The 20,339-nt window shown below is 72.6% G+C and carries 17 protein-coding genes and 1 tRNA gene; 7 read left to right on the plus strand and 11 right to left on the minus strand.

Annotation, left to right across the window (positions count from 1 at the left end; genetic code table 11):
- Positions 1-38: 38 nt before the first annotated feature.
- From SKED_RS13465 to SKED_RS13475, 3 genes are all read right to left on the minus strand, one after another.
- Positions 39-112: transfer RNA gene (locus SKED_RS13465), tRNA-Met, on the minus strand.
- 105 nt (positions 113-217) lie between these two features.
- The gene (locus tag SKED_RS13470; RefSeq protein ID WP_245534565.1) at positions 218-1,231 is read right to left on the minus strand and encodes an aldose 1-epimerase; all 1,014 of its coding nucleotides are present in this window, start codon (positions 1,229-1,231) and stop codon (positions 218-220) included.
- Positions 1,232-1,365: 134 nt separating this feature from the next.
- Positions 1,366-4,404, minus strand: a complete 3,039-nt coding sequence (locus SKED_RS13475; protein WP_012867718.1) for a UPF0182 family membrane protein — start codon at positions 4,402-4,404, stop codon at positions 1,366-1,368.
- Positions 4,405-4,621: 217 nt separating this feature from the next.
- Here SKED_RS13475 and SKED_RS13480 point away from each other — a divergent pair, with 217 nt between their 5' ends.
- Positions 4,622-5,278 (plus strand): PPA1309 family protein, encoded by a 657-nt coding sequence (locus SKED_RS13480; protein WP_012867719.1) that lies wholly within the window; start codon positions 4,622-4,624, stop codon positions 5,276-5,278.
- 44 nt (positions 5,279-5,322) lie between these two features.
- On the opposite strand, the gene SKED_RS13485 is transcribed toward SKED_RS13480, so the two are convergent.
- On the minus strand, positions 5,323-6,510 hold the full coding sequence (locus tag SKED_RS13485; RefSeq protein ID WP_012867720.1) for a YlbL family protein: 1,188 nt from the start codon (positions 6,508-6,510) through the stop codon (positions 5,323-5,325).
- An 89-nt stretch (positions 6,511-6,599) separates the two neighbouring features.
- Positions 6,600-7,700, minus strand: a complete 1,101-nt coding sequence (locus tag SKED_RS13490; protein ID WP_081447995.1) for a Rossmann-fold NAD(P)-binding domain-containing protein — start codon at positions 7,698-7,700, stop codon at positions 6,600-6,602.
- Positions 7,701-7,786: 86 nt separating this feature from the next.
- On the opposite strand from SKED_RS13490, the gene SKED_RS13495 reads away from it, so the two are divergent.
- Entirely contained in the window at positions 7,787-9,313 is a 1,527-nt protein-coding gene (locus tag SKED_RS13495; RefSeq protein ID WP_012867722.1) for a zinc-dependent metalloprotease, read from the plus strand.
- Between the two features lies 1 nt (position 9,314).
- On the opposite strand, the gene SKED_RS13500 is transcribed toward SKED_RS13495, so the two are convergent.
- On the minus strand, positions 9,315-9,926 hold the full coding sequence (locus tag SKED_RS13500) for a M48 metallopeptidase family protein (RefSeq protein WP_012867723.1): 612 nt from the start codon (positions 9,924-9,926) through the stop codon (positions 9,315-9,317).
- A gap of 156 nt (positions 9,927-10,082) precedes the next feature.
- On the opposite strand from SKED_RS13500, the gene SKED_RS13505 reads away from it, so the two are divergent.
- Positions 10,083-10,946 (plus strand): hypothetical protein, encoded by an 864-nt coding sequence (locus SKED_RS13505; protein ID WP_012867724.1) that lies wholly within the window; start codon positions 10,083-10,085, stop codon positions 10,944-10,946.
- A gap of 16 nt (positions 10,947-10,962) precedes the next feature.
- Here SKED_RS13505 and SKED_RS13510 read toward each other — a convergent pair whose 3' ends face one another.
- Positions 10,963-11,367, minus strand: a complete 405-nt coding sequence (locus SKED_RS13510; protein ID WP_012867725.1) for a WhiB family transcriptional regulator — start codon at positions 11,365-11,367, stop codon at positions 10,963-10,965.
- A 421-nt stretch (positions 11,368-11,788) separates the two neighbouring features.
- The gene (locus SKED_RS13515) at positions 11,789-13,888 is read right to left on the minus strand and encodes an ATP-dependent DNA helicase UvrD2 (protein WP_012867727.1); all 2,100 of its coding nucleotides are present in this window, start codon (positions 13,886-13,888) and stop codon (positions 11,789-11,791) included.
- A gap of 149 nt (positions 13,889-14,037) precedes the next feature.
- On the opposite strand from SKED_RS13515, the gene SKED_RS13520 reads away from it, so the two are divergent.
- Positions 14,038-14,316 carry a mycoredoxin gene (locus SKED_RS13520; protein ID WP_012867728.1) on the plus strand — a complete coding sequence of 93 codons (279 nt, stop codon included), beginning with the start codon at positions 14,038-14,040 and terminating at the stop codon, positions 14,314-14,316.
- A gap of 126 nt (positions 14,317-14,442) precedes the next feature.
- On the opposite strand, the gene nudC is transcribed toward SKED_RS13520, so the two are convergent.
- Positions 14,443-15,438 (minus strand): NAD(+) diphosphatase, encoded by a 996-nt coding sequence (gene nudC / locus SKED_RS13525; RefSeq protein ID WP_012867729.1) that lies wholly within the window; start codon positions 15,436-15,438, stop codon positions 14,443-14,445.
- A gap of 125 nt (positions 15,439-15,563) precedes the next feature.
- Here nudC and SKED_RS19585 point away from each other — a divergent pair, with 125 nt between their 5' ends.
- Positions 15,564-17,018, plus strand: coding sequence for a phosphotransferase (locus SKED_RS19585; protein ID WP_081448095.1), 1,455 nt, complete (start codon positions 15,564-15,566; stop codon positions 17,016-17,018).
- 46 nt (positions 17,019-17,064) lie between these two features.
- On the opposite strand, the gene SKED_RS13535 is transcribed toward SKED_RS19585, so the two are convergent.
- Positions 17,065-17,943 carry an NADPH-dependent F420 reductase gene (locus SKED_RS13535; RefSeq protein ID WP_281042920.1) on the minus strand — a complete coding sequence of 293 codons (879 nt, stop codon included), beginning with the start codon at positions 17,941-17,943 and terminating at the stop codon, positions 17,065-17,067.
- Positions 17,903-19,237 carry an NtaA/DmoA family FMN-dependent monooxygenase gene (locus SKED_RS13540; protein WP_012867732.1) on the minus strand — a complete coding sequence of 445 codons (1,335 nt, stop codon included), beginning with the start codon at positions 19,235-19,237 and terminating at the stop codon, positions 17,903-17,905. Before SKED_RS13540 ends, SKED_RS13535 begins: the two co-directional genes overlap by 41 nt.
- A gap of 148 nt (positions 19,238-19,385) precedes the next feature.
- On the opposite strand from SKED_RS13540, the gene SKED_RS13545 reads away from it, so the two are divergent.
- A complete protein-coding gene (locus tag SKED_RS13545) occupies positions 19,386-20,003 on the plus strand; it encodes a TetR/AcrR family transcriptional regulator (RefSeq protein WP_042439297.1) in 618 nt (205 codons plus the stop codon).
- Between the two features lie 3 nt (positions 20,004-20,006).
- Positions 20,007-20,333, plus strand: a complete 327-nt coding sequence (locus SKED_RS13550) for a hypothetical protein (protein ID WP_012867734.1) — start codon at positions 20,007-20,009, stop codon at positions 20,331-20,333.
- Positions 20,334-20,339 lie beyond the last annotated feature (6 nt).

Consider the following 20,339-nt stretch of genomic DNA (forward strand, 5'->3'; position numbering starts at 1 on the left):
CTGGTCGGGACCAGGAGGGCTTCTCGGTACTGCATCTGTAGCGGGGACAGGATTTGAACCTGCGACCTCTGGGTTATGAGCCCAGCGAGCTACCGAGCTGCTCCACCCCGCGTCGGTAAGGACAACGTTACGTCACCCGGGCTGCAGGGCCAAGTCGATCAGCCCCGCAGCCCGTGTGACTCCGCTCTCAGCGCCGCTCAGGCCTGCTCAGGCCTGCTCACGCACGGTCGCCGCGCACCACGTGCGCACCGATCGCGAAGGTCTTCTCCTGACCCACGGCTACGCGCACGTCGTCGGCGCGGTCCGGGCGGTTGAAGGCGTCCGTGGTCGTCTCGAGCGACTCGATCGCGACGGACTCGCGCTTGCGGTCGAGCGCGTCGCTCGTGAACACGAGCAGCGTGCCCGTCTTCTGCCACACCGCGACGCCGTCGCCGGTGGCCGGGTCCGTGAGCAGCGTGCGGACGACGCCGTCGGCGTCGGGCACGAGACGGTCCCAGGCGTGGTCGTACTGGACGCCCTCGAGGGTCTCGTGGACGAGGTCGGCGTCCAACGGTGCGTAGGCGGCGTCACCCGGGAGCGGGATCAGGCCCGCGTCGTTGACGACCTGGGCGCGCGCCGGGACACGCAGCCCCAGGGTGTCGATGGTGTCGTGCCCGGGCAGCGTGAAGTACGGGTGCCAGCCGGCGGCCACCGGCGCGTCGGTCTCGCCGACGTTGCGGTAGGTGAGGGTGAGGTCGAGCGACGTCTCGGTGAGGTCGAAGCGCACCGTCGCGTCGAGCGCGAAGGGATAGCCGTCGACGTCTCCGGGTCGCACCTCGAAGCCGAAGGTGATGCTCACGGCACCCGACGCCGGGTCGGTGTCCTGGGCGACGACCGTCCAGTCGTGGCCGCGCGCGTGCCCGTGGATGACCTCCTTGTCGACGGGGAACTGGAGGCCCACCTCGTGGGTGGTCCCGTCGAAGGTGTACCGGTCGTCCTTGAGACGGTTCGCGAAGGGGAAGAGGATGGCGCTGCGTCCGCCGTGCTGCGCCAGGAGGTCCGCCTCGTCGCGGTACCCGTCGATGTAGCCCGCCCAGCCGTCGCGCCAGGGGGCGGTCCACGACAGCACCGTCGCGCCACGGACCGCGATCTCCGCCTGCGCACCGCTCGCGTGCTGGAGGAGCTTCGTGGGGAGGGAGCCGAACGACCCGTCCGTGATCGTGTGGTGTCCCGTGGTGTTCATCGTTGTCATGGCGACATCGTCCTCGGTCCGGGCACCGCGAGGCAAACCGCGTCCACGCCCGGGGACGACGACGGCGGCCCCCTCTCCGGTGGAGAGGGGGCCGCCGTGGTGGTGGGTCGAGCCGAGCGCCGGAGCGCGTCGGATCAGTTCCCGAGCGCCTCGTCTGCGGCGAGCGCAGCCTCGAGAGCGACCTGGAGACGGTCCTGCGCCTCGCCGTACGCGGCGAAGTCACCGTTGGTCAGCGCGGTCTGGCTCTCCTCGAGAGCCGTCTTCGCGTCGGCCAGCGCCTCGTTCAGCTGGGTGCGTGCGTCGCCCGCGGGGACGTCCGGCGTCGCTGCGTCGGTCGGCTCCGTGGTCGGGTCCGTCGTCGGCTCCTCGGTCGGGGCGTCGGTGGCCCCGTCCTCGGGGTCGGTCGTCGGGTCGTCGACCGGGACGTCGCCCTCGTCAGGAGACTCGGCGTCACCTGCCGTCGCACCGGAGTCACCGGCGAACACCTGGTCGAGCGCCTCGTCGAGGGTGTCGGCGAAGCCGACCTCGTCGCCGAAGGCCACGAGGACCTTGCGGAGCAGCGGGAAGACCGTACCGCTCGAGGACTGGACGTAGACGGGCTGCACGTAGAGCAGTCCGCCACCCATGGGCAGGGTCAGCAGGTTGCCGTTGAGGACCGTCGAGTTTCCCTGCCGCAGCAGGTTGAGGTCCCGGGCGATGTCCGAGTCGGAGTTGAAGTTGTTCTGCACCTGACCCGGTCCGGGGACCGTCGAGCCACGCGGCAGCTCGAGGAGCCGCAGCGTGCCGTAGCCCTCGGCGACCTCGCCCGCGGTGTTGCCGGCCTCGGCGTCGACCGCCAGGTACCCGGTCATCACGTTGCGGTCGCTGGTACCACCGGTGATGAACGACGACGACAGCGAGAAGGTCGGCTCGTCCTGGCCCGGCATCTGCAGCGTCTGGTAGTACGGCGGCTGGAGCGTCGTGTTCGCGGCGCTGCCGGTCGGGTCCGTCGGGCTGCGCCAGAAGTCCTGACCGGAGAAGAACTCGCTCGCGGTGTCGACGTGGTAGCGCGTGAGGAGCGCGCGCTGCACCTTGAACATGTCCTCGGGGTAGCGCATGTGGCTCATGAGGTCGCCCGAGATCTCCGAGATCGGCTCGATCATGTTGGGGAACACGCCCTGCCAGGCCTGGAGGACCGGGTCCTCGGTGTCCCACGCGTAGAGCGTCACGGAGCCGTCGTACGCGTCCACGGTCGCCTTGACCGAGTTGCGGATGTAGTTGACCTGCTGCGGCGCGAGTGCCTGGATGGAGTTCGACGTCGCGGTGAGCGAGTCGGCCGTGACGTCCTCGAGGGACTCCGACGCGGAGTAGGGGTACTCGTTCGAGGTGGTGTAGCCGTCGATGATCCACTTGACGCGGCCGTCGACCACTGCGGGGTACACGCGGCCGTCGAGGGTCAGGTACGGCGCGACCTTCTCGACACGGGCCCGCGGGTCACGGTCGTAGACGATCTGCGACTCGGAGGTCACACGGTCGGAGAAGAGGATCTCCTCGGACTGGAACTTGAGCGCGTAGAGCAGCTTGTTCATGAACGAGCCCAGGTCCGGGCCGATCGCGACGTCGCCGGTCGGGAAGGTCGTGTTGACCTGGCCGCCGCCCTCGTCGGTCGGGTAGTCGAGCTCCCACGGCTCGGTGCCCTCGGGGGCGCCGACGATGGAGTAGCTCGGGGACCGCGGGCTGAAGTAGATGCGCGGCTCGTAGCCGTTCTCCGTCTCGTCGGTCAGCGCGCCGACCGACGGGATGCCGCCCTCGTAGAAGGCCGGACGACCGTCCGGGCCGATCTGGTTGCCGAAGGCCGCGACCACGCCGAAGCCGTGGGTGTAGACCGTGTGGTCGTTCGTCCAGTTGCGCTGGTCCGCGCCGAGGCCGTTGAGGTCGAGCTCACGGACGGCGATCACGGTGTCGCGGCTCTCGCCGTCGATCTCGTAGCGGTCGACGGAGAGGGTGTCGGCGAAGTTGTAGTAGCCACGGTTCTGCTGCAGCTGACGGAACGACGGGCTGACGATCGTCGGGTCGAGCAGACGGATCGACTGCGTGGTCTGCGCGTCCTCGCGGAGTGCGCCGGCCTCGGCCGTGGTCTTGGCGTTGTACGACGTCGTCTCGATCGCGTCGAGGCCGAAGGCCGTCCGGGTCGCGTCGATGTTGCGCTGGATGTACTCGGACTCGAGCTCCTGCGCGTTCGGCGTGACCTGGAAGCGCTGGACGATCGCGGGGTAGATGCCGCCGACGGCGATGGCGGCGACGACCATGAGGCCGACACCGATCGCGGGCAGACGCCAGTTGCCGCGGATCGCGGTGACGATGAAGAGCGCGGCGACGAGCACCGCGACGCCGGCGAGGATCGCCTTGGACGGGATCACGGCGTTGACGTCGGAGAAGGACGCACCGGCGAACCGGTCGTTCTCCGTCTTGAGGATCGAGTACCGGTCCAGCCAGTAGTTCACGCCGAGCAGCAGCATGATGACCGCCGCGGTGGACGCGAGCTGGATACGGGCCGCGGCCGTGGTGCGGACGCCGCCGTCGTTGAGGCGCAGGCCGCCGTACAGGTAGAGGGTCGCGAGCGCACCGATGCCGGAGATGATCGCGACGGCCATGAGGAAGCTCACGGCGAAGCGCAGCACCGGCAGGGTGAAGATGAAGAACGACAGGTCCATGTTCCACTGCGGGTCGGTCGTCCCGAAGGGCACCGAGTTCAGCGCGAGGAGGACCGTCTGCCACTGCGAGGAGGCCGCGATGCCGGCGAAGAGGCCGATCACCAGCGGGGCCGCGATCATCACCAGGCGGCGCAGCGGCTCGATGGCCTCGCGGTACTGGTCGAGGGTCGCCTGCTCAGGCGTCGACGGCGCGTAGATCGGTCGCTTCCGGTACGCGAGCTGGAGGCTCACGTAGACGGCGGCGCCCATCACGAGGAACCCGACGGCGAACAGGGCGGCGCGCGTGCCCCACTGCGTCCAGATGACCTTCTCGTACCCGAGCTGCTGGAACCACATCACCTCCGTCCAGAACTGCGCGAGCAGGAAGAGGGCCACCACGACGACGCCGACGGCGGCGGCGGTGATGACGAGCGGACTCGGCCTGCGGCGACCCGGACCCCGTGCGGGGGCTGGTCGACGAGGGGGCGCTGCTGAAGACACGGCGTAGGATCCTCGCTGTTGGTGACACTCGTGCACGAGCGCCCCGAGGGGGCACTCACACAGTGAACGCGTGCGGTCCCCTCAAGGTTCCCACAGTTCGCAGGTGTATCGCCTGCTCCGCAGGGTCGCCCGGACCGTCGGCCGACCTGCCGGACGACGACCCGGACCACCTGCCGCTCCGCCTGCCGCGGGCTGAGAGGTCTGCGAGACTTGTCCCATGACTGAGCCAGCCCCCCGGCCCGCCGACCCGACGAGCCCGAGCACCTCCCCCGTCGACACCGACACCGCCGCCCCCGAGCAGCGCACCGCGCAGCCCTCCGCCGCGGGCGGTCAGGCACCGTCGATGGCCGAGATCTTCCTCGCCCAGGCCGTCACCGAGGTCGAGTCGCACGTCGCGACGACCGGGTGGGACGCGCCGCTGCGCGTGTTCGCGCTCGTCTCGACGCAGGCCGCCCTGGAGGCCGAGCCCGCTCTCGCCGACGCCCTCCCCACCGAGGCCGTCGACGCCGCGCGCGACAACCCGCTGCACCTCACGTCCGTCGAGCAGGACGGCGTGCCGGAGTCGATCCAGCTCGACGACCTCCTCGCCTCGATCACCTGGCCGGAGGCCGTCGCCGGCGCCGCGCTCGTCGTCGAGCGGATCATCCTCCCGCCGTCGGCCGAGGAGGGCGTCCCCGAGGACCCTTCTGCCGCGCTCGCCTACCTCGCCGAGCACCCGGACCGCCAGGACGTGCGGATGGCCGTGGGAGTGCTGCGCGACGGGACCTCGTGGTGCGCGCTGCGCACCCGCACGAACGACACGGCGTCCGACGTCGCGGGCGGCCCGGCGCTGGTCCCGGGCCTGGTCGACGCGCTGCGCGCGACCTTCGACTGAGCCACCCGCGGTCGGTCGGCGGCCGTCGACCGGTACCGTCTGGCCTAGGAGCAGGTCGGCAGCGTGCTGCCCTCGCCGGCGCCGATCGCGACCATCGCGGCACGCGCCTCGGCAAGGGTGGAGACCTTCGCGACCTGGAGCCCGTCGGGCACGTGCCCGACGACCTCCTCGCAGTTGTCCGCGGGGGCGAGGAACCACGTGGCCCCGTCGCGGAGCGCGCCGTCGAGCTTCTGACGGATCCCGCCGATGGGGCCCACCTGGCCCGCGAGGTCCATGGTCCCGGTCCCGGCGATCACCTGACCGTTCACCTCGTCCTCGGGCGTCATCCGGTCGATGATGCCGAGCGCGAACATGGTCCCGGCGCTCGGGCCGCCGATGTTGTCGATCTGGATGCTCACGTCGACCGGGAAGTCGAAGCTGCTCTGCACCACGACACCCAGGCGAGACCCGTCGGAGCCGTCGCCGGGGTCCGTGGTCGTCACCGTGACGTCGGACGGCGAGCCGTCGCGGACGATCCCGAGGACCACGTCGCTCCCCGGGGCGGTGCTGGCGAGGCGGTCGAGCAGGTCCTCGGACGAGACGAGGGCGTCACCGTCGAAGGACGCGATGACGTCGCCGTCCTCGACGACGCCGCGGGCTCCCGAGCCCTCGACGGTCTCGACCGCGGTGATCGTCACGGGCACGTCGTACCCGAGCTCGGTGAGCGCGGCGTAGGTGGCCATCTCTTGCGACGACGTCATCTCGGCAGAGCTCTGCGCGTCCAGCTCCTCCCGGGAGACGGACGGGGGGAACACCGTCTCGACCGGGGCGACGACGCGCGTCGGGTCGAGCCAGCCCTGGACCACCTGGGCGAGGTTCACGGGATAGCCCGGGCCACCGCTCACCCCGACCGTCGTCAGGCGCAGCTCACCGGTCGACTCGTAGGTGGTCGCGCCGGTGATCTCGATGAGGTCGGTGCCGTCCACCTGGCCGAGGGTGTCGCGGGTGGGGCCCGGAGACCTCACGGCGTACGGGGAGGGCAGGACGGCGAGGCCCGAGAGCAGCAGGACCGTCACCATGAAGGAGATCCCGAGAGTCACCGAGCGCGCTGACGGTCGCTCACGGCCCGGGAGGGCGTAGGGCTCGCGGAGGTTGCGCTCGAGGGCGCTCTCCCGACCGTCGCCGGGCTGACCCGAGCCGTGCTCGGAGGGCTGCACCGGGGGCTGGGGGGTGGTGTTCTTCTTGCTGCGCACCGACCCATCATCCCCGAGAACCCTGGCAGCGCGCTGAGGAGGCGCTCCGAGCGCGCCGCCAGGTCGGCGCGTCTGGTCGGCGCGTCAGGTCACCGGCGCCCGCGAGCCTGGCGCCACACCGCAGCGGTCCCGAGCAGGGCGACCGCGGCCCCCGCAGCCCCGAGCGCCGCGGCGTCCCGTCGTGCGACGCGTCGACCGCCGACCCCGTTCCGGCCGCTCGTCTGCTCGACGAGCACCTCGAGGCAGTCCCGGCTCGACCACCCCGGCGACCAGCCGGCCGCGACCAGGCGTCGCGAGGTCACGGTCCAGGGGTAGACCGTGCAGGCGAGGTCGGAGGCCGGCGCCGGGAGCACCCCCAGACGGTGCAGCCGCTCGGCCGTCGCGAAGGCGACCGCGGCGGGCAGGTCGACGGCTCGCAGGCCGGAGACCTCGACGACCTCGTCGGGCCCGAGGACGTCCGGGAGGCCGTCGCGCACGGCTCCGACCGTGAGGACACCGGTGAGCCGACGCTCGACCGCGACCGCGACCGCCGCCCCGAGGTCGTCCAGGTGCACGAGCTGCCAGTCGCGGCGGACTCCGCGGACGGTGAGGATCCGGGGTGCCTCGAAGTGCCGGGTCAGGAGAGTGTCCACATCGGGTCCGACGAGCACCGCGGGGCGTAGGACCGTGACGCGCGCGAGCCCGTGGTCGGCCGCCGCCGCGAGGAGGGCGGCCTCGAAGGCCAGCAGGTCACCGGCGGCTCCGGAGTCGGGCGCAGCGGCGGCACCGTCGCCGTCAGCGCTGTCGGCGACGGTCGTCGGTCCGCCCGTGCCGTGCGCGTCGTGAACCTCGTCGGGGTCGTCGGGGTCGTCGATCAGCTGCCGGTCGGGCGCAGCCCCCTCGACCATCGCCGAGCTGATGCCGACCACGTGCTCGACGCCGGCCCTGGCGGCGGCCGCGACTGCGCTGCGCACCTGCTCGGCGGCCAGCGCGCGCTGCTCGGCCACCCGCCGGGTCGGGACCGCGGCGAAGTCGCCGGTCTGCCCCACGACCACGACGGCGTCGGCGCCCAGCAGGTCGTCTCGGGGCGCGGCGTCCGTGCCGTCTCCGGAGGCGCCGCCGCCGGTGCCGAGCACGGCCCGGAGCCCGCGGGCCACGGGCGAGTCGCCGAGGACCACGGTGCGCCCTGAGCGAACCAGGTGTGATGTCATGGTGAATCTGACCTCTCGCGGTACGTCTGTGTGGTTACCGTAGTCAGATCGAAGCCCGGTCCGAGTCATCGCCCCAGGAGACCCTCATGAGCAGCGACCCGTTCGACCCCAGCGGTGCGCCGCGCGAGCCCGACCCGAGCCAGTGGGAAGAGCTGCTGCGCTCGATGTTCGGGGCGGATGCCGACGAGGCCATGGCTGAGCTCAAGGCGAGGGGCCTCGACCCCGAGCTCCTCGCTGCTGGTTCCGCGCTGCAGAACGACCCCGCGATGCTCCGTCAGGTGCTCGAGCAGGTCAAGCAGATGCTCACCGCGACGGGCACCGGACCGGTCAACGCCGACGTCGCGCACGACGTCGCCCGCCAGGCTGCCGTCGCCGAGGGCGACCCGTCGCTGTCGGCTCGCGACACCCGTGTGGCGACCGAGGCGCTCTCCGTCGCCGAGCTGTGGCTGGACGCCGCGACCGAGCTGCCCCCGGGTGGAGGCCGGGCCGTCGCCTGGAGCCGTTCCGAGTGGGTCGAGCACACCCTCCCCGCCTGGAGCACCCTCGCCCAGCCTGTCGCGGCGTCTGTCGCGGACGCCCTGGGTGCGGTCCTGCGGGACCAGCTGCCCGAGGACCTCTCGGAGCTCGGCGGCCCGGAGGGCGGCATCCCCGGCATGGCGGGCCTGTCGACGTTCCTCGGTGGCACCGACGGGTTCGACCCTGCCCAGATGATGCGTCAGATCGGCTCGGCGGTGTTCGGCATGCAGGTCGGCACGGCCGCCGGCACCCTGTCCCGCGAGGTGTTCGGCGCGACCGACATCGGCGTGCCGCTGCTGAGCGAGCCTGCGACCGTCCTCGTGCCCACCAACGTGAGCGCCTTCGCCGAGGGGCTCGACGCCCCCGAGGACGAGGTCCGCCTGTTCCTCGCGCTCCGCGAGGTCGCCCACGCCCGTCTGTTCACCCACGTCTCGTGGCTGCGCGGGCACCTGCTCGGCCTGGTCGAGGCGTACGCGCAGGGCATCACGATCGACATGTCTGCTCTCGAGTCCTCGATGCGCGAGATCGACCCGACCGACACCGAGGCCCTGCGTGGTGCCCTGTCCGGCGGGGTGTTCGGACTTCAGTCGACGCCCGAGCAGGAGGCCACGCTGCTGCGCCTCGAGACCGTGCTCGCGCTCGTCGAGGGCTGGGTCGACGAGGTCGCCGCCCAGGCGGCACTCCCCCACCTGCCGCACGCCGTGGCGCTGCGCGAGATGATCCGTCGTCGCCGGGCTGCCGGTGGTCCGGCGGAGCAGACCTTCGCCTCGCTCGTCGGGCTGGAGCTGCGACCGCGGCGCTCGCGCGACGCCGCGACGCTGTGGGCGACCATCGCCGCCCAGGTCGGCACTGAGGCGCGCGACGGTGTCTGGGACCACCCGGACCTGCTGCCCGGCACCGAGGACCTCGACGACCCCGCGGGCTACTTCTCGCGTCGCGAGCAGGTCACGGCCGACCAGTCAGACGTCGACAAGGCCCTCGCGGAGATCTTCGGGGAGGACAGCACGACGGACGCCCCGGCCACGGAGCCCTCGGACGACTCCTCCGACGGCGGGGCGACCGACGACGGCACGACGGACGGTCCGACCGACCGGTGACCTAGGGCGGCCCCTGCCCGGTCTCGTCTGCCGCGTCGGCACCGCTCCCGTCGTCGTCCTCGTCTCCGTCGTCGGGCGGTACGCCGTCCGTCCCGGTGTCGCACGCGAACGAGAAGCCCTCGAGGAAGCCCCGGGCGCGCTCGGTGCGCGGGTAGGCGTCGAGCAACGCCCAGAACTCGGGGCCGTGTCCGGCGTGCAGGGTGTGCGCGAGCTCGTGCAGCAGCACGTAGTCGAGGACCCAGGCCGGCATGCCGCGCACGCGCGTGGAGATCCGGATGGACCTGTCCGGGAGGGTGCACGAGCCCCAGCGGCGCCCCTGCCGGCTGGACCACCGCACGGAGCTGGGGCGAGCCCTGCCGTCGAGGTACTTCTCCGACAGCAGCGCGGCACGCGTCTCGAGCCCCTCGTCCGAGGGGCGCCGTCGCTTCTCCTTGTCGGCCAGGCGCGCCACCATGCGCGCGACCCACTCACGTTCCTGGGCGCGCGAGAACCGTGCGGGGATGGAGACGATCGTGCGGTCCCCGTCGCGGTACGCGCTCACCGTGCTCTTGCGTCGACGGCTCCGTCGCACCTCGATGGTGGGGTCTGGCACTCCGTCGACGGTGTCGGGCACACACAGACCGTAGCGTCTCGACGCCCTGGTGAGAAGCCCTTTCTGCGGCATGTCGTCTGGACTGTCCTCGACGTCACCCGCTCGACGCTGCCCTGTGGACAACTCCTCCGTGGGTCGCCGACGGGCGACGATGGACGCTCCGACGACAGGAGTGACGTGCCCACGACCGACCTGCTGCGCTCCTCGCTGTGCGACGAGGCGAGGGCCCTCGAGCCCTGGGCCAGGTCCCGCGGCACGACCGGGCCGTCGGTCGTGGCCGCCCGTGCGACGGGGGTCGTCGCGCTCGTCGGCTGCGGGCGGCTCGGTGCCGTCGTGGTCGACGTCCTGGCCTCGGCGGGGGTCGAGACCGTCGTCCTCGACGACGCGCGCCAGGTCCGGCAGGCAGACGTGGGGGTCGGCGGTCTGCGCGAGCACCACGTGGGCCGGCGGCGCGACGACGCGGTGGGCGACGCGGCACGCCTCTCGCACCGCGCGCTGAGGGTCGGGCGCCGCGACGCGCTCTCGCCCGACGTGGTGGTCCTGGTCGTCGAGGACGGCGGCGAGGTGCTGCGGACGGCTCGGCTCATGGCCGAGGGGGTCGCGCACCTGGTGGTCACGGTGGCGGCGTGGGGCGCGGCGGTGGGGCCCTTCGTGCTCCCGGGGCTGACGGCCTGCATGCGCTGCGTCGAGCTGCAGGACCCGTCGGACGGGAGGGCTGGCCGTGGGGCTGACGGACAGGCGGGACGAGGAGCCGGGCGAGACGTCGGCGCCGACATTCCGGGGCAGGTCGCTGGCGGGACCGCGCACGTCCCCGGCGGGACGGGCCTGCCGCTCCTGGTGCCGCAGCCGTCGGTGGTCGCGGCGCTGGCCGGAGCGGTGGTCGCGGCGGAGGTGCTGGCCTACCTGGACGGGCGGCGGCCCGCGACAGCCGGGGCGAGCATCGAGGTCGAGGCCCTCGACGCCATGCCCCGGCTGCGGGGCTGGTCGGTGCACCCGCGCTGCGGGTGCACCGGGATGGGTGCCGTGGCACCCGGGTGCTGACGGGACGCTGCGTGCATCACAGCACCTCGCTCTTGCGGGGACGTCCCCGCCCTCTCTTCTTCGCGACGACGACGCCGTCGACGAAGACCTCTCCACCCCAGACACCCCACGGCTCGGCGCGGTCGACCGCGCCGGTGAGGCACGCGGCCACCAGGGGGCACTCCTTGCAGAGGGCCTTCGCCTGCTCGACCTGGGTCGACTGCTCGGCGAACCAGAGCTCGGGGTCGTTGTTGCGGCAGGGGACGAGCCCGGCGACGAGCTCGTCGAACTCCCTGCCCTCGGTCTGGGTGAGTGTTGCTGCAGGTCGAGCGTCCCCGCGGACGGTCGCCTGGTCGTGCGTCGGCTCCTGGGTGGTGCTGGGTCGCGCCCAGGCCCCGGACCCGCCCTGTGACATCGTGTCGAGCAGCGTGGTAGGCCGCACGGTGTCCTCCTTGTATCCCTTGGTCTCACGTGTTCTGGCTGTGAGGGATGCGCGGAGCCCGGTACGACGAGCCGACCCCGCTGGGCGAGGACAGGCCGGTGGTACGCAGAAGGCCGCGGATCCCTGAGGACTCCGCGGCCTGGACGGCACGTCTGAGAGGTGTCAGACGGAGTGTGCCCTGGGTGCGGAGACGTGGGTGCGGTCGATGCCGGTGAACCGACGACGAGTGGAGACAGCGGTCGCGGCGGAGCCGACCTGCGCTGGGTAGCTCGCTGCGTCGCGGCTTCCGATGACCGTTGCGGTCATGATGTTGATCTCCATCTAGCACCCACCTCCTCTCGTCTCGGGCTCTGGCCTCTCGACCGTCGCCGCTCCTTCAGGGACTCTTGAACCTTAGGGCGGGCCGTTCTCGGCCCGCAAGTTAATTACCGGACTTCTTTTCGACGTGTGCTCGCACGACCCCGAGGACCTCCGCGCCGTAGGTCTCCACCTTGCCCGGCCCGACCCCGTCGATCCGCACCAGGTCGGCGTTCGTGGTGGGTGCGAGCTCGGCCATCGCGCGCAGGATCGCGTCCGAGAACACGACGAACTTCGGCCGGTCGATCGCCTCGGCGCGAGCGGTCCGCCAGTCCTTGAGCGCCTCGTAGAGCTCGGCGTCGTAGGTCCCGGTCACCACGACGGCCGACCGGCCGCCGACGTCGCGCGGGGCTCGACGGATCCCGGCGGCCGGGTTGTCGCTCGGCCAGAGGCCGTCGAGGAACCGTGTCCGCCGACGTCCGGCGCGCCCGCCCGGGTTGCGCGCCCTCGCGTACGAGAGGTCCAGGTGCTCGCGGGCACGGGTGATCCCGACGTAGAGCAGGCGCCGCTCCTCGGCGACGGCCTCGTCGGTCTCGGCGAGCGAGATCGGCATGAGCCCCTCGCTCATCCCGGCGAGGAACACGGCGTCCCACTCGAGACCCTTGGCGGCGTGCAGGGAGGCGAGGGTGACGCCCTCGACCGTCGGGGCGTGCTGAGCCGAGGAGCGCTCCTCGAGGTCCTGGATGAGGTCCGGCAGGGAGGCACGACGCTTGGCCCAGAGGTCGTCGGCGAGGCCGACGAGCGCCTGCATGGACTCCCACCGCTCCCGCGTCGCCCCGCGGCCCGCCGGGGGTGCCGCGGACCAGCCGGCCGACGTGAGGACGTCGCGCACCGTGGTCGGCATGGGGATGTCGGGCTCGGCCGAGCGTGCTGCCCCGCGGAGCAGCACGATGGCGTCGCGGACCTCGCGGCGTGCGAAGAACCTCTCGCCGCCGCGCACCAGGTACGCGATGCCGGCGTCGGCGAGCGCGGCCTCGAAGCCCTCCGACTGCGCGTTGGTGCGGTACAGGACGGCGATCTCGGACGGGGCGGTGCCCGCCGCGACCAGCCGACCGACCTTGGTGGCGATCCCCCGGGCCTCGCTCTCGTCGTCGTCGTAGGTGGTGTAGGCGACGGGCGGGCCGGAGGGACGCTGGGCGATGAGCTCGAGCGCCGGGTGGCTGCCCGAGCGCCGCACGCCCTTGGTCGCGAGGAGCTTGTTGGCGAGCCCGACCACCTGGGGCGTCGAGCGGTAGTCGCGGACCAGGCGCACCACCTGGGCGTCCGGGTGGACCTTCTGGAAGCTCAGCAGGTGGTGCGGCGTGGCTCCGGTGAAGGAGTAGATGGTCTGGCTCGGGTCGCCGACCACGCAGAGCTCGCGACGGTCGCCGAGCCACTGGTCGAGGACGAACTGCTGGAGCGGGGAGACGTCCTGGTACTCGTCGACCACGAAGTGCCGGTACTGGCGGCGCACGGTCTCGGCGATCGTGTGGTTCGAGGCGAGCATGTCGCCGAGCATGAGGAGCACGTCCTCGAAGTCGATGACGGAACGCTCCGTCTTGACCTCCTCGTAGGCGGTGATGAGCCGCGCGACGGTGCGGTGGTCGAAGCCCGCCGGCGCCGGGCGCCCCTTGGCCACGCAGGCGCGCTCGTAGTCCTCGGCCGTGACGAGCGAGACCTTGGCCCACTCGACCTCGGACGAGAGGTCGCGCACCGCGACGCGGTCGACGCTCAGGTTCAGGCGGCGGGCTGCCTCGCCCACGGCGGGGGCCTTGTGCTCGAGGATGCGGGGCGGCGGCCCGCCGACCACCTGGGGCCAGAAGAAGCTCAGCTGGCGCAGGGCCGCGGCATGGAAGGTACGGGCCTGCACGCCGCTCACGCCGAGGTCGCGCAGCCGGGTGCGCATCTCCCCCGCCGCCCGGGCCGTGAAGGTCACGGCCAGGACCGTCGTCGGCGTGTACATGCCGGTCCGGACGCCGTACGCGATGCGGTGCGTGATGGCGCGTGTCTTCCCGGTGCCCGCGCCCGCGAGCACGCACACCGGTCCGGTGAGCGCCTCGGCGACGGCCCGCTGGTCCGGGTCGAGCGCCTCGAGGATCGCCTCGGGTGTCCTCGGGACGGTCGAGGCGAAGAGGTCCGACGGAGGAGCGGACGAAGGCTGGGGTGAGGACGATGGTGCAGGCATGAGGACTCCATCTTCCCAGCCGGCACCGACAGGTCTGACCGCCGGCCGCGGGGAATACTGGTGGCCTGCACCACGGTTGTCCACGTGGAGCCGCTGCCCGCCGGGCAGCGCAGCGAACGCCCCGTCTCTCGAGAGGAGAGTCTCCCGCCATGAGCGAGACCACCGCCACCTCCCCCACCCTTCCCCCCGCAGGTGAGGTCGTCATGTACACGACCTCATGGTGCGGCTACTGCCGTCGCCTGAAGACGCAGATGGACTCGGCGGGCATCGGCTACACCGAGATCAACATCGAAGAGGTCCCGGGGACCGCCGAGTACGTCGAGCAGGTCAACGGGGGCAACCAGACGGTCCCGACGCTCGTGTTCCCCGACGGCTCGGCCGCGACCAACCCGTCGCTCGCCGACGTCAAGGCGCGCCTCGCCGCCTGAGCACCCGCCGAGGAGCACCGCGCGCCCTGCGGGCTCTGAGCAGCACCGCGAGAGACCGTCCGGCCGAGCCGGGCGGTCTCTGTGCTCTCGCCGTGGCGCGCCGCCGGGCGGCGGTGCCGCCGTCGCTCAGGCCCCGGGGAGCTCGCCGCCGTACCAGTCCTCGACGAGCGCACGGGCGATCGACGCACGGCTCGGCAGCCCCAGCTCTCCGGACCCGACGGCCGCGGCGATCTCCTCACGGGTGAACCAGCGGGCTTCGGTCACCTCGACACCGTCGACCTGGATGTCGGTGGTCTCGGCGTGGGCGACGAAGCCGAGCATGAGCGAGGCGGGGAACGGCCAGGGCTGGCTGCCGCGGTACTCGACCGCTCCGACGGTGATGCCGACCTCCTCGAGCACCTCGCGGCGCACGGCTGCCTCGAGCGGCTCGCCGGGCTCGACGTACCCGGCGAGGGTCGAGAAACGTCCGCTCGGCCACTGCGCGGCGTGGCCGAGGAGCAGCCGGTCGTCCGTGTCGAGGACCGCCATGATCACGGCCGGGTCGGTGCGGGGGTAGTGGTCGGACCCGTCGTTGGTGCAGCGGCGCACCCAGCCCCCGTCCACGGGTTCGGTGGGCTCGCCGCAGCGGGGGCAGCGCGGGTGCGCGGCGTGCCACGCGGCGAGCGCGACCGCCTCGGTCGCGAGGCCGACGTCACGGGTGCTCAGCTGCGCGCCGAGCTCGCGGAGCGACCCCCAGGTGTGCCGGGCGACGAGCCCGTCGGCTGCCCCTGACGGGGCGATGCCCTCGAGGCCGAGCTCGTCGGAGCCCGCCGTGTCCGGGAGGACGCAGGCGACGTAGGCCCGGTCGTCGTCCGCACCGAGGTACAGCCAGGTGGGGCGCTGGTCCTGCGTCAGCCCGTCCTGCGCGGTGAGCTGCTGGACCTCTGCGGCCTCGACGAGCGCGAGGTGCCGGTCGGTGCCGTCGGCGGGCAGCACCGCGAGGCGCTTGCGGTGCAGGAGGAGCACCTGGGTGCCCGTCTCGGTCAGCACCGTGGTGACGACCTCCGGCTCTGTGCGGCGCTCGGCGCGGCGTCCTGTGGTGGCTCTCGAGAGCGGCAGCTGGTCCCAGTCGACATGTCCCATGCCTCCACCGTACGACCCCGGGCGGCGGTGGCGCTGCACGGGACCCACGCTACGGACGCACGATGCTCACCCTGGCTGCGGGGTGCCTCCGGGCCGTCCGGCGACCTTCCGTCTACCGTGGGAGCGTGCCTCGTTCTCCGCTCGCCCTCGCCGCCCTCTCCACCCTGGCCGTGCCCGGGCTCGACGTGCACGGCGTGCAGCCGAGCCCGGCCCCTGCCGGCTTCGACGCCGCGACCGCCGTCGACTCCGAGCGCCGACGCTGGGTGGTGCGTGCTCCCGCGACCCTCGCCGCCGGGGCAGCTCTCGAGGCCGAGGTCGCCTTCCTCGCCGCGCTCGAGTCGTACGTGGACGACGGCCGGCTCCCCTTCGAGGTGCCGCGCGCGGCCGGCTTCGCACCGCTCCCCGAGGGCGGACGTGCCGTGGTGTACCCCGACCTGCCCGGTCACCCGCTGCGGGTCGAGCGCATCGTGCCGGGTCCCGGGCTGAGCGCGAGCCTCGGGCGGGCCGTCGGGGCGCTGCACGAGCTGCCCGTGTCGATCGTCGAGCGCGCCGGTCTCCCGGTGTACTCCGCCCAGGAGTACCGCGAGCGGCGCCTCTCCGAGGTGGACGCCGCCGCCTCGACGGGCCGCGTGCCGGTCGGGCTGCTGCGCCGCTGGGAGCGGTCGCTCGAGGAGGTCTCGATGTGGCGCTTCAGCCCCACGATCACGCACACCGCCCTGTCGGCGGACACCTTCCTGGTGCGGGCCGGTCAGGTGAGCGCGATCAGCGACTTCGCCGACGTCCAGGTGGGCGACCCTGCGGACGACCTCGCGTGGCTGCTGGTCACCGCCCCGCAGGACGCGATCGAGTCGATCCTCGAGGCCTACCAGCTGCGCCGCACCGAGCTGACCGACAAGCACCTCGTGGACAGGGCCCTGCTCGCCTCCGAGCTCGCCCTCGCCCGGTGGCTGCTGCACGGGGTTCGGACCAAGGACGACGAGGTGGTCGAGGACGCCGTCAGCATGCTCGCCGACCTCGAGCGCGCAGCGACCGAGGTGGGCGCCTTCTCGGTCGCGACCGGTCAGGTCCCCACGGCCGGCGGCCGCGCTGCGGCGGTCTCTGCGCCGACGCCGCGGGCGACCTCCGTGCACGCGCAGGCCCAGGACGAGGCGATCGAGCGAGCCCGCGGCGAGCGGTCGACCGGGTCGACCCCGGTCGCACCGCCGGGATCGGCGAAGAGCACGACACCCTCGGCGCACGACCACGCTGCTCCCGGTGCGGAGCGCGACGGCGCCACCGGGACGGAGACCGACGAGGACGAGGCGGTCCGGGTCCCCGACTACGACCGGGTCCAGCCGCGCCCGCTGCAGGACGTGGCGACGGCGGCGTTCACCGCCCCTGTCCGGGTGGTCGGCACCGAGGCGGTCGCCGCCCCCGCAGGCAGGGACCAGGGCCCGTCCGACGACGCAGCGGCCGGAGCCGTCCCGCCCCCACCGCCGCCGACCGGCCCGGTCCCCACGACCTCGTCCGACGAGACCGAGCAGGACACCCAGGCAGCGTCAGCCGAGAAGAAGAGCAGCAGCGCAGACGACGAGGGCTGACGGTCGAGGGCCAGGGCCCCTGGTCGTCAGCCCTGGGCGTCGAGGATCAGTACACGGCCCGGTTGAGCGCCAGGAGGTAGTCGCCGGTGATGGCCCCTCCGGCCTCGGCCCGCTCGGTGACGACCTCTCCGACCAGGTCGCGTCGGAGAGGAGATCGGCTCGCCTCGGCGGCGGCCAGCGCCGGGAGGAGCTCAGCGGCTGTGAGGTCGGTGCAGTAGGCCGGAGCACCTGGCTGCTGGCGCCAGGAGGTCGCGAGCGCACCGGCGTCGACGGCGTCGAACCCGGTGTCCTCCACGAGCGCCATGGCGGTCGCGCGGTGCGCGTCGTCGTCCGCGGCCACCGGGAGTGCGACTCGCCCAGCAGCTCCCGGCGCGGACCCCTTCTCGGCGAAGGACGCCGCGAGGACGGAGTTCCACGCCTTGGCGACAGGACGCCCGTACCGGGTCTGGACCCACAGGCTCTCGACGTCGCCGTCTTCGAACCCGGGGAGGACACCGTCCCGCTGGGGGTAGTAGTTCGACGTGTCGACGACGACGGCGTCAGAGGGCGCCGACCGGACGACCGCAGCGACGTCGGGCACCTGCACGAGGCTGACCGAGACCACGACGACCTCCGCCCCGGCGGTCACGTCCGCGGCCCAGGCGGCACGCGCCCCGGTGCTGAGCGCAGCGGCGTCGACGGTCTCAGGAGCCCGCGAGTTGGCGATGGTGACGTCGTGCCCGGCGCCGGCCAGCCGCTGGGCGAGCGTGCTCCCGATGGCTCCGGCTCCGATGATGGCGATCTTCATGGTGGTCCTCTTTCTCTGGGAGGTCTTCTCTGGGAGGTGCGGGGGTGTGCGTCGGAGCGCCGGTGCCGGGCGGCTCCGAGGTCCGGTCAGGCGTGGTCTAGGACAGGCGCGGGTCGGTGCCGTACTGGGCGGGTGCACCGAGGTGGTCGCGCAGCGTCGTACCCTCGTAGTCGGTGTGGAAGAGGCCGCGCTGCTGCAGCAGCGGGACGACCTCGTCGACGAAGGTGTCGACTCCGTCGGCGTAGACGTCGACGGCCAGCGAGAAGCCGTCGCAGGCGCCGGCCTCGAACCACTCCTGCATGTGGTCGGCGACGTCGGCTGCCGTGCCGGGGACGACGGGGTGGTAGTCGATGACGCCGTGCGCGAGGACGTCGCGCAGGGTCCAGCCCTCTTGGGCGACGTCGAGGGCGTGCGGAGCACGCGGGTCGCCCGGGCTCGGCCGCGCGGCGGCGAGCTGGTCCGCGCTCAGCGGCTCGTCGAGCTGCGCCGGGGTCAGGGGCAGGCCGATCATCGACCCGAGGTAGCGCACGCGCTGGTCGAGGTCGACCGACTCGTCGAGGATCCTGCGCCGGTCCAGAGCCGCCCGGCGAGACGCGGCGACCGTCGGCATGAAGCCGGCGAAGAGCTTGACCTCGTCGGGGTCCCGGCCGACGCGCTCGGCTGCGGCGCGCAGCGCGTCACGGTGCGCGCGACCCTCGTCGATCGTGAACGGGTTCGCGTAGACGCCGGTGGCGTAGCGTGCGGCGACCTCCAGGCCCGCATCACCGCCGCCGGCCTGGAAGATCACCGGCTGACCCTGCTCGGACGGTGGGATCGCGAGCGGTCCGGCGGAGGCGACGTGGCGCCCGCGCAGGTTCACCGGGCGGATCTTCGACATGTCGGCGAACCTGCGGCCCTCGACGTCGCGGACCCACGCGTCAGCCTCCCAGCTGCCCCACAGCGCCTGGACCACCTGGACGACCTCGTGGGCGCGCTCGTACTTGTCTTGGCGCGACGGGAGCGTGATGCCGTAGTTCGCGGCGGCCGCAGGGATCGACGTCGGGACGGCGTTCCACCCGGCGCGCCCGTGGCTGGCGATGTCGAGGGCCTTGAACTGGCGAGCGATGGTGAAGGGCTCGTTCAGCGTGGTCGAGCTGGTCGCGACGAGGCCGATGCGCTCGGTGCTGCGGGCCATCGAGGTCAGCACCACGATCGGGTCGGTCGCGTGGTGCGGAGCCTGCTGCTCGAGGTCGACGTCGAGGACAGGGGTGTCCGCCAGGAAGATCAGCTGGATCTTCCCCCGCTCTGCGGTCTGGGCGTAGCGGACCAGCACGTCCATGTCGGTGTAGGCCGACGGGTCGGTGCCGGGCATGCGCCAGGCCCCAGGTTGGGCGCCGTAGCCGTTGGCCAGCTGGAGGGCCAGGAGGATCTGGGGTGCGTCAGGGCTGGGCAACGGGGGTCTTCCTTCGGCGGCGAGAGGAGGTGTGAGCACCGTCCGTCGAGAGGACGGCACGTGACACCGAACAAATATGGAGATAGTCTCCACTTGAGAACGACGATACGGAGACACTCTCCACTTTGTCAACGGGAGGGTGCTCACCATGTCCGCGACGACCCCACCGGCGCGCCGGCCACGAGCCGACGCCCAGCGCAACCGGGACCACATCCTCGACGTCGCCGAGCAGCACTTCGGCGAGCACGGGGTGACAGGGTCCCTCGACGCCATCGCCAAGCGCGCCGGCGTGGGTGCCGGGACGCTCTACCGCCACTTCCCCACCCGCGAGGCCTTGCTGGCCGCCCTGCTGGCTGCACGCGACGACGAGCTGGTCGCACGGCGCGAGGCGATCCGGACCGGGTCGACCGACGCCGCAGAAGCCCTTGACGGCTGGCTGCGCGCCCTGACCGACTGGGCGAGCGCCTTCGACGGGCTGCCCGAGCCCCTGCGTGCCGCGATGAGCGCCGAGGCCTCACCCCTGGCGCTCACCTGCCAGGGCTACATCACCACGACAGACGAGTTCCTCGCCGACGCGCAGCGCGAGGGGAGCGCCCGAGCCGAGGTCCGCGGACGGGACCTCTTCCTCGCCACGCTCGCCACCAGCTGGGCGCGCGGGGCGGCGATGGCCGACGAGTCCTCGCCCGCCTCGATGGCCGACCTCACCCGGACCGGGTGGGCCACCACACAGCCACCCTGCGACGCCCCTCGATCTGTGCTGGGATAGGTCATGGCTTCGTCACGAAAGTTCATCGTCCGGACCACCGGTCTCGGCACGCTCGTCGTCGCGGTGCTCGTCACCTTCGTCCCCGGGACCCCGATGGGTTCGGTCTGGACCCACGGGTCTCCCCTCCCCGGCCTGGTGGAGGCGCCCGGGCCGTTCAGCGAGATGGCCTTCCGCTCCAACCAGATGCCGCTGGCGATCGCCGCGATCGTCGCCGTCGTCGGGATCACGCTGCTCGTGATCTCCACGCGCCTCGACGAACCGAGCACCACGCTGGACCGACCGGAGCGAGAGGGCTCCGCCGCGGAGCGCACGGCGTCGGACCCTCGCTAGACCGGC

The sequence above is a fragment of the Sanguibacter keddieii DSM 10542 genome, assembly GCF_000024925.1.
In the GTDB taxonomy this organism is placed as follows: Bacteria; Actinomycetota; Actinomycetes; order Actinomycetales; family Cellulomonadaceae; genus Sanguibacter; species Sanguibacter keddieii.